Origin of the sequence: Streptomyces sp. NPDC058375, from assembly GCF_042723425.1 — a bacterium.
Taxonomy (GTDB): Bacteria; Actinomycetota; Actinomycetes; order Streptomycetales; family Streptomycetaceae; genus Streptomyces; species Streptomyces durocortorensis.
Genome location: NZ_JBHXJG010000305.1, coordinates 1 through 7,777, shown reverse-complemented (window position 1 = coordinate 7,777; position 7,777 = coordinate 1). Strand labels below are relative to the sequence as shown.

At 75.1% G+C, this 7,777-nt stretch carries 6 protein-coding genes; 1 reads left to right on the top strand and 5 read right to left on the bottom strand.

The window, feature by feature from the left end:
• Window positions 1–53: 53 nt before the first annotated feature.
• The 4 genes from ACFWM7_RS31525 to fmt all read right to left on the bottom strand — a co-directional run bounded on the left by ACFWM7_RS31525 (window position 54) and on the right by fmt (window position 4,525).
• The gene (locus tag ACFWM7_RS31525) at window positions 54–1,049 is read right to left on the bottom strand and encodes a sugar-binding transcriptional regulator (protein WP_383267148.1); all 996 of its coding nucleotides are present in this window, start codon (window positions 1,047–1,049) and stop codon (window positions 54–56) included.
• Between the two features lie 133 nt (window positions 1,050–1,182).
• Entirely contained in the window at window positions 1,183–1,866 is a 684-nt protein-coding gene (gene rpe / locus ACFWM7_RS31520; protein WP_164610078.1) for a ribulose-phosphate 3-epimerase, read from the bottom strand.
• Between the two features lie 148 nt (window positions 1,867–2,014).
• Complete coding sequence (locus tag ACFWM7_RS31515) at window positions 2,015–3,448, bottom strand: RsmB/NOP family class I SAM-dependent RNA methyltransferase (RefSeq protein WP_383267145.1); 1,434 nt, start codon at window positions 3,446–3,448, stop codon at window positions 2,015–2,017.
• Window positions 3,449–3,592: 144 nt separating this feature from the next.
• The gene (gene fmt / locus ACFWM7_RS31510) at window positions 3,593–4,525 is read right to left on the bottom strand and encodes a methionyl-tRNA formyltransferase (protein WP_383267143.1); all 933 of its coding nucleotides are present in this window, start codon (window positions 4,523–4,525) and stop codon (window positions 3,593–3,595) included.
• A gap of 268 nt (window positions 4,526–4,793) precedes the next feature.
• Between fmt and ACFWM7_RS31505 the strand changes: the two genes are divergently transcribed.
• Complete coding sequence (locus ACFWM7_RS31505) at window positions 4,794–5,360, top strand: hypothetical protein (protein WP_383267140.1); 567 nt, start codon at window positions 4,794–4,796, stop codon at window positions 5,358–5,360.
• Window positions 5,361–5,454: 94 nt separating this feature from the next.
• Here the strand turns inward: ACFWM7_RS31505 and ACFWM7_RS31500 are convergent, their stop codons facing one another.
• On the bottom strand, window positions 5,455–7,599 hold the full coding sequence (locus tag ACFWM7_RS31500) for a primosomal protein N' (RefSeq protein ID WP_383267138.1): 2,145 nt from the start codon (window positions 7,597–7,599) through the stop codon (window positions 5,455–5,457).
• Window positions 7,600–7,777 lie beyond the last annotated feature (178 nt).

Below are 7,777 nucleotides of genomic sequence, written 5' to 3'. Positions count from 1 at the left end.
CCCTCGGCACGTTCCTGTCGGCGTCACTCCCGTCGGGGTCGGCCCTGCCGGCGTCACTCCCCGTCGGGGTCGGCCCGCTCCAGTGCCGGGCGGTCGCCCGCGGCGGACTCGGTGAGCAGGTAGTCGGCCGCGGCGGTGTCCGTGACCAGGCTGGTGACCAGGCCGGAGCGCAGCACCGCGCCGATCGCCGCCGCCTTGCGCTGGCCGCCCGCGATCGCGACCACCTCGGGGATCCGGCGCAGCCGGTCCGCCTCCACGGTGATGCAGCGCTCCCCGAGGTCGCGGCCGACCCGGCGGCCGTCGGAGTCGAAGAGGTGCGCGGACATCTCGGCGGCAACGCCGAGCGAGGCGTAATGAGCGCGCTCCGCGTCCGAGAGCATGTCGTGGACCGTGGAGATGCCCGGTTCCCAGGAGCCGATGGAGACGGCGGCGACCGTCACCTTGTCGAAGTATTCGAAGGCGCGGGCGATGCCCGTCTGGTCACGCAGCGCGGCGGCCGTCGCGGGGTCGGGCAGCAGCATCGGGGCGTAGATGGGGTGCGCCTCGCCGCCGGAGACCTGGGCCGCCCGGCGGACCGCCTCGACCGAGCCGCGCTCGGCGGTGCCCGCGTCGTACACCCCGGTCAGCTGGACGACCGTGCAGGGCGGAAGCCGGTCGAGGGCGGCCGCCATGTGGATGGTGGAGCGGCCCCAGGCCAGGCCGAGCACATCGCCCTCGGCCACCAGCTCGCCCAGGAGGTCGGCCGCGACCTCGCCCAGGTTCTCCGGGTCGGGGGCGTCCTCCTGCTCCTCGGCCGGAGACTCGACGACCACCGCGTGCCGCAGCCCGTAGCGGGCGCGCAGGGCGTCGGAGCGTTCGGCGTCCAGCTCGGCCGGTACCCGGATCTCGATGCGTACGAGATCGCGTTCGAGGGCGGTCTCCAGGACCCGGGCCACCTTGAAGCGGCTCACGCCGAACTCCTCGGCGATCTGGATCTTGGACTTGCCCTCCAGGTAGAACCGGCGGGCCATGGCCGCCGCCTGCACCAGCTCCGCGGGGCCCATCCGCATGGCTGACCGACCCGCCGAGATGCCAGACACCGCGATCTCCTCACTGCTGTTCACACGCCCGATACGCCGTTCATCCTGTCAGATCCGGCGATCCTTGATCGGCCCTGTCGGACCGCGTTCATCTGCCCTTGGTTCAGTGTCCGCACGCCCAGGGGGCGACGGCCGTGACCGCGTCCGCCTGCGCCCGCAGCTCCCGCACCGCCGCCGCCGGGTCCGCCGCCCCGTAGACCGCGGATCCGGCCACGAAGACGTCGGCTCCGGCCTCGGCGCAGCGCTCGATGGTGGTGGCCGAGACCCCGCCGTCGACCTGGAGCCACAGTTCGAGACCGTGCTTGCTGATCAGCTCCCGGGTGCGGCGGATCTTCGGCAGCATGATGTCCAGGAAGGCCTGCCCGCCGAACCCCGGCTCGACCGTCATGATCAGCAGCATGTCCAGCTCGGGGAGCAGGTCCTCGTACGGCTCGATGGGCGTTGCGGGCTTCAGCGCCATCGAGGCACGCGCCCCCTTCGCCCGGATCTCCCGCGCCAGGCGCACCGGAGCCGCCGCGGCCTCCGCGTGGAAGGTGACGGAGCCGGCCCCCGCCTCCACGTAACTCGGGGCCCAGCGGTCCGCGTCCTCGATCATGAGGTGGCAGTCCAGCGGGGTGTCCGTGGCCTTGCTGAGCGCCTCGACGATCGGCACGCCGAGGGTCAGGTTGGGCACGAAGTGGTTGTCCATGACATCGACGTGGAGCCAGTCCGCGCCCTCGACGGCCTTCGCCTCCTCGGCGAGACGTGCGAAATCGGCGGACAGGATGCTGGGGTTGATCTGCGCCATGACCCAAGCCTGCCACGTCTGAGGCCGGTTCCTCGCCTCGATGCCCTTCACAGCCTCACACGGCCATCACAGTCCGCGCATTCTGCGCATTTTGCCAGCGCTTTACTTTTCTTTTGCCGTACGGGCAGGCCCACTGACGCGGCGATATTCAGCCGGTCCGGCGCAGCAGAGCCAGATACATCGCGTCCGTGCCGTGCAGATGCGGCCAGAGCTGGACATCGGGGCCCTCCCCCAGGGCGGAGACCCCCGGCATCAGCGGACGGGCGTCGATCCACTCCGCCTCCACCGGCTCGCCGCCCCGCCCCTTGAGCACGTCCTCGACGACGACCCGGGTCTCCGCGAGATGCGGCGAGCAGGTGGCGTAACCGACCACGCCGCCGATCCGTACGGCCTTCAACGCCTCGCGCAGCAGGCCGCGTTGGAGCGGGGCGAAGGCCTCCAGGTCCTCGGCGCGACGCCGCCAGCGGGACTCCGGGCGGCGGCGCAGCGCGCCGAGGCCGGAGCAGGGCACGTCCATCAGGATGCGGTCGAAGGTGCCGGGCAGCCACGGCGGGCGGGTGCCGTCGGCGGTGATCACCTGGTACGGGCCGGGGTTGCCGGCGAGCGACCGCTCGACCAGCCGCGCGCGGTGCGGCTGCTTCTCGGCGGCGAGCAGCATCGCGCCGCGTTCGGCGGCCAGCGCCGCGAGCAGGGCGGCCTTGCCGCCGGGGCCCGCGCAGCCGTCCAGCCAGCGGGTGTCGCGGCCCTCGACAGGGGCGGCGGCCAGGGCAGCGGCGACGAGCTGGCTGCCCTCGTCCTGGACGCCGGCCCGGCTCTCCTGGACGGCCTCCAGTGCGCCGGGCTCGCCGCCCTCGGCCATCCGGACCGCGTACGGGGACCAGCGGCCGGGCAGGGAGTTGTCCTCGCCCAGGGCCTTGACCAGCTCCTCGGTGGTGGAGCGGCCGGGGCGGGCGACCAGGGTCACCTCGGGCCGCTCGTTGTCGGCCTCCAGCAGGTCCTCGATGCCGGCCCGGCCGCCGCCCAGCGCGTCCCAGAGGGCGGAGACGATCCAGCGGGGGTGGGAGTGGACGACGGCGAGGTGGTCCTCGGCGTCCTCGTCGTACGGCGGGGCGACCTTCTCCACCCAGCCGTCGAGGTCGTGCGCGGTGACCTTGCGCAGCACCGCGTTGACGAACTTCGCACGCCCCTCCCCCAGCACCACCCGGGCCAGCTCCACACTGGCGGAGACGGCCGCGTGGGTGGGGATACGGGTGCCGAGCAGCTGGTGGACGCCCATGTTCAGGACGTCGAGGACCGGCGGGTCGACCTCGCGCAGCGGCCGGTCGATGCAGGCCGCCACGATCGCGTCGTACGTGCCCTGGCGGCGCAGCGTCCCGTAGACCAGCTCGGTGGCCAGCGCCGCGTCCCGGCCGTCGAAGTCACCCTTGGCGCGGGCCTTCTTCAGCAGCGGGGGCAGCACGAGGTTGGCGTACGCGTCGCGCTCGTCGACGGCCCGCAGCGCCTCGAAGGCGAGGAAGCGGACCGGGTCCTTCTTGGGCCGGCGGTGGGGCTTGGCGGGACGGCGACGCGGCTGGTCGTTCACGTGAAAGGTGCTCCGCTGATGGTGAGAAGGGCGAACCCTCCCAGCGTACGTCGCCCTCCCCGCCCGCCCGAACGGCGGCCCGGGGCCCCGCGAACACGGTTCCGGGGCCCCGCGCGCCGCCTCTGCGGGCCCGGGCAGCTCGCCCTACAGGCCCAGCAGCTCGCCGTGGGCGATGCGGACGCCGCGGGCCCAGTCGGCGCCCTTCATCGGCTTCTTGCCCTGCGGCTGGACCCAGAGCAGCTCGACCGCGTGCGAGCCGGTGCCCACGTACACGTTGTTCTTGGCGGCGGACAGCTCACCGGGGGCCAGGTCGGTGCGGTCCAGGACCGGGGTGGCCTGGATCAGCTTGAGCCGCTCGCCGCGGAACAGGGTCCACGCGCCGGGGGCCGGCGTGCAGCCGCGTACGACCCGGTCGACGCGCAGGGCGGGCGCGGACCACTGGATCTGCGCGTCCTCGACGGTGATCTTCGGGGCCAGCGTGACGCCCTCGTGCGGCTGGGGCACGGCGTGCAGCGTGTCGTCCTCGATGCCGTCCATGGTGGCCGCCAGCAGCCCGGCGCCGGCGAAGGCGAGCCGGGTGAGCAGGTCGCCGCTGGTGTCGGTGGGGCGGACCTCCTCGGTGAGGACTCCGTAGACCGGGCCGGAGTCCAGGCCCTCCTCGATCAGGAACGTCGACGCGCCGGTCACCTCGTCCCCGGCCATCAGGGAGTGCTGTACGGGGGCGGCGCCCCGCCAGGCGGGCAGCAGCGAGAAGTGCAGGTTGACCCAGCCCCGGGCGGGCACGTCGAGGGCGACCCTGGGCAGCAGGGCCCCGTAGGCGACGACCGGGCAGCAGTCCGGGGCGATCTCGCGCAGCCGGGCGAGGAACTCCTCGCCCCCAGGCTTCGCGGGCTTGAGCACCTCGATCCCGGCCTCCTGAGCCCGCTCGGCCACCGGGCTCGCGACGAGTCGGCGGCCCCGCCCGGCGGGGGCGTCGGGACGGGTCACGACGGCGGCCACCTCATGGCGGTCGGAGGCGATCAGGGCGTCCAGGGCGGGGACGGCGACTTCGGGGGTGCCGGCGAAGACGAGCTTCATGGGTGGCTGACTGCCTCTCGGGCCAAGACGTACGGTGACGAGCAGCACACCAGTCTAGGGTCTCCGCCCGGCCCGGGCCCGGGCGGTGCCTTGCGTGGGGGCGGCGACCAGGGGGCGTACGCGCGCCGCGCACGCCCCGTGCATATGCACATACGCCCCGATAGCGTGACCACATACCCGGCTCGGGCGTTGGTCAAAGGAGATTGACCGAAGCGGGCCGCCACGATGCGGCCCGATCCCTTTCAACGCCGGTTCGAGAGGCTTCTTCATGGCCGACCACGCAACGCACGACGCCCAAGCGCGGGCCAGTCTGCATCTTCTGGTGCGGGACATCGAGCGGGTCAGGCGGCAGGTGGACGCGCTGCGCACCCTCACCGCCCAGCTGGGCAACGTCTACCGCCCCCGCCGCTCCGGCCCTTCCGCGGGCTTCGTCGTCTACGGCAGGGCCCCGGCCCCCACTGTCCGCCTCGCGCAGGAACTGCGGGACAGCGTCGAGACCCTGGTGACGGCCGCGGTGGACTTCGACCGCTCGCTGGGCTTCTCCTGGGACGCGGTGGGCTCCGCCCTCGGCGTCACCAAGCAGGCCGTGCACCGCCGTTACGGAACGCGCCGCGCGACACCGCAGCCCGCCGCCGAGACAGGGGGCGAGACGACGCCCGTGTCGCGCCCGGTGTCCGTCGGCACCGGTCTCGCCGGGGCCTCCGCCGGAGGGTCCGGCTCCCCGGTGCCCTCGGTCCCGGCGGCCCGCTCGATGCCGCCGCAGCCGTCGTCGGCCCAGAAGCCGGTCCGCGAGGAACTGCGCCCCGGCGCGTTCCCGGGCCCCCGCAACGGCTGACCGTACGCCGCCCCTCTGCCCCACCGTGCCGGTCGCACGGCGGGGCAGTTCCCTGTCCCGGCCCGGTCCTGACACACGGCCCGCGGGCACCGGCTCAGCCGATGTCGGGCGGGTCGATCCTGATGCGTATCGGCTCGCCCGCGCCCTTGGCCGTACGGGCCGCGAGCGCCGTCTTCAGGGCGCGGGCGAGCGCCGCCCCACGCCCCGGGACCACCCGGATCAGGGCCCGCTCCCAGGTCTCGCCCGGCGGGGCGTCCCCCGGCCTGCGGGCCCGCCCGGGCGCGGCCGAGGGGGCCGGCACCGGACCCAGGATCTCGGCCTCCGGCGGCAGCCCGGCGGTGTCGAGGAACGCGGCCAGGGCCTCGGGCGGGCCGGTCGCCGAGGCCATCCGGGAGACCGGCGGAAAGCCCAGCTCGGCCCGCTCCGCCAGCTCCCGCCGGGCGAACCCCGCCGGATCCCAGCGGACCAGCGCCTGCACCGCACGCTCCGTCGGCTCGGCCACGACCACCACCGTGCCGCCCTCCTCCTGCCCCCGCACCAGCGCCGACGCGGTCATCCACCGGCGCAGCGCCTCCTCCCCCGCGCGCAGATCGGGCCGCCCGAGCATGGCCCAGCCGTCCAGGAGCAGGGCCGCCGCATACCCGCCATCGGCGACGGGCTCCGCCCCGGGCGTGGAGACGACCAGGGCCGGGGCGTCGGGCACCGCGTCCAGGATGTGGTCGCGCCCCGAGGTGCGGACGGGCACGGCGGGGAAGGCCCGGCCCAGCTCCTCCGCGGTGCGGCGGGCGCCGACGATCCGCGCGCGCAGCCGGGTGGAGCCGCACTCCGCGCAGCTCCAGGCCCGCTCGGCCTGCCCGCACCAGGTGCAGTTCAGGTCCTGCTGGTCCGGGGCCTCCAGGGGCCCCGCGCAGTGCCGGCAGCGGGCGGGCGTGCGGCAGCGTTCGCAGGCGAGGCGCGGGGCGTACCCCCTGCGAGGCACCTGGATCAGCACCGGACCGGTGCGCAGGCCCTCACGCACGGCCCCCCAGGCGAGGCTGGGCAGCCGGGCGGAGCGGGCGGCCCCGTCCCGGGCCAGCTCGCCGTCGCCGACCGTACGGATCAGAGGCGCGGCCCGTCGCAGCTTCTCGCGGTCCGCGAGGAGCGGCAGCGCCCAGCCGCTCTCCACGAGCTGGGCGGCCTCGACCGTGCAGCTGATCCCACCGAGCAGGAAGCCGCAGCGGCCCTGCGTAGCCCGCAGCTCCAGGACCTCGCGGACATGCGGGAAGGGGGCGTTGTCGTCGCTGTGGCTGGAGTCGCCGTCGTCCCAGACGACGACGAGCCCGAGGTCCCGGACGGGGGCGAACATGGCGGCCCGGGTGCCCACGACCGCCCGCACCGAGCCCCGGCGTACCGCGAGCCACTGGCGGTAGCGCTTCTCGGGGCCGGAGTCGGCGGTCAGCAGGGCGTGCCGACCTGTGCCGAGCGCCTCGGTCAGCGCCGCGTCGACCCGCCCGGCGGCCCGCCCGTCCGGGACGACGACGAGGGCGCCGCGCCCGGAGGAGAGCGTCGCCGCGACGGCCCCGGCGATCTCGGCGGGCCAGTGCGGTCCGGGCAGGGCGGTCCACACCGCGCGCGGCGCACCGCCCTCCGCCAGCGCGCGTAGGAAGGCCGGGCCCTGCCCGTACCGCTCCCAGGTGCCCGGGGCCGGCGGCGGGGGCGGGGGCAGCGGTTCCGGGGAGGGCTTGGACTCGGCGCGACCGTTGCGGGGCGGGACGGCGAGCTGGAGGACGTCGGCGAGGCTGCCCGCGTACCGGTCGGCGACGGCGCGGCAGAGGGCGAGCAGTTCGGGACCGAGGACGGGCTCCGGGGAGACCACGGAGGCGAGGGCGGCCAGCGACCCCTGGTAGTCGGAGTCGGCGCGGCGCTCGACGATGAAGCCGTCGATCAGGCCGCCGCCCTCGCGCCGCCCGCCCTGGACGTTGCGCCCCCCGGCACCGAACCGGACCCGCACCCGGACGCCCGGCCGGGCGTCCGCGTCCAGCTCCTGCGGCACGGCGTAGTCGAAATACTGGTCGAGGTGGGGGACGCCCTTGTTGACCAGGACGCGGGCGACGGGCAGTTCCTCGGCGAGGGCCGCGCCGCGCCAGGTCCGCGGCTTGGCGCGCGGCACCTTCGCCCGGCGCACGGTCTCCCGGATCAGCGCAAGCTGCTCCGGCGCCCCGGCACCGGGTTCGGCGGACTGCTCGTTCTCGCTGCTCACAGCTGCATTCCTACCAGAGGGCACTGACAGTCCGGAGAGCACGGACAGTCAGCAGGGGCACACGGCAGCGGGGGCCCGCCCCCCCCGGAGGGGTGCCGGGCCCCCCCCGTGGGGGGGTGGGAAAACAGAGGTGCTTTAACAACAGAGGCCCCCCCGCGCGCCGCCACCCCGGACCGGC